At 57.2% G+C, this 1,310-nt stretch carries 2 protein-coding genes; both read left to right on the top strand.

Annotated features, from left to right (window positions below; genetic code table 11):
- Positions 1-185, top strand: a 185-nt coding sequence (locus tag E1297_RS49605; protein ID WP_209015582.1) for a hypothetical protein, incomplete at its 5' end; no start/stop codon positions are given.
- A gap of 42 nt (positions 186-227) precedes the next feature.
- Positions 228-1,283 carry a hypothetical protein gene (locus E1297_RS01755; RefSeq protein WP_155133119.1) on the top strand — a complete coding sequence of 352 codons (1,056 nt, stop codon included), beginning with the start codon at positions 228-230 and terminating at the stop codon, positions 1,281-1,283.
- The last annotated feature ends 27 nt before the right edge of the window (positions 1,284-1,310 follow it).

Raw genomic sequence — 1,310 nt, 5'->3', positions numbered from 1 at the left:
CCGTCCTTCAGGGCGGGGAAGACGTTAAACCTCGCTATGCAAGGAGCGCTCTTGCCCTCTCCCCGAAGGACGGGGTTTGCCGCGTTTCCGGACCATCTTTCCCGGTCGATTCTTGCGCGTCGATGCGTTTTGATCTGAACTATGCGCTAGAAACCCCGTCCTTCGGGGAGAGGGCAAGACGTTAATCGCTCAACTAATCCGACCACCGATCACCTCGCGAGCATCTAATGGACCTTCAAATCGTCACGCCCCACAATGCCAAAGCCATTCGTCATAGATGCCGCATTCCGGTGTATCCACGTTATTGGGGGACACTTCAGGTGAGCGTCGCCGAGATCAGCCGCGAGGATGCCCCGGTCGCCACGAGACGGAAGGCATCGGACAGCGACATCGCGGTCGGCGAGAACGTCGAGACCCGATGGTTCGACGGCAGTCATTGGCTGCCTAGGATCCTGCGTCTCAATTCCGGACCTCTCCTCGTGGACGAAGCCCTTCTTGTCGACCATGTTCGGACGAAGAACTCCTTCATGAACCCGTTTGTTCTCGAGAAGGGCGTTAACTACGTATCGAACGCGCTGGACCCCCACGGGGAGCTCTACAGGCTAGTGGAGGACGACGGCTCCGAAACGGCGATGGAGAAGGCATCCGAAGTCGTCCGGGATATGCTGCTGATCGACGGGCAGGTGTGGCAACGCGTACACGAACCTGTCTACAGGATCGACGTCGCCACCTCATCGGATCGCCGCCTCTCCATCAGTCACATCACGTCCCCGAAGACGGTCGCCGAGATACTCGATCCTTCCTTGAAAACCTGGGAACGTAGAGGTCCGAAGATCGATCATGCGGAACTTTTCGCGGCCGATCAGGTAGATCAGATGCTCGCGTATTATCAGTTATACAAAGATGCCGATGAGGTGCCTGAACTCAGGTCGGATCAGCTGCTGGAGATCCTCATTCCGGAATCCATTCAATTGGATATCGATCATCTCGTCGTGAAGGAAAGAGTTCAGGGCATTTTGCGCGACACAGTCATGATGCACAGGTGGCCGGACGAGCAGATAGAAGCATGGATGGCCGTGCGACGCGAATATCAGGGCAGGCTGGAAGGGCAAATCCAGGCGGACTCCGATCTCGGGTGCCTCATCACCGCCATGCGGGAGTTCGCTGAATTGAAGAGCGGCCACCCGGGAAGGGACATAATCGCGGCCGCCGATCGTTGGGACTTCCGTCCGATAGAATTCGAATTTCCGGTTGACTTCGCCCCTGTCTCCTCTCGATTTTGATCCAGAAGCGCTGGCAAACCCCTTCCT

This window comes from Roseibium sp. RKSG952 (genome assembly GCF_009711355.1).
This window is presented reverse-complemented; position numbering and strand designations above follow the sequence as displayed.

Coding starts and splice junctions, on each gene's coding strand:
- E1297_RS01755 (WP_155133119.1), top strand. CDS start 228: ATGGACCTTCAAATCGTCACGCCCCACAATGCCAAAGCCATTCGTCAT.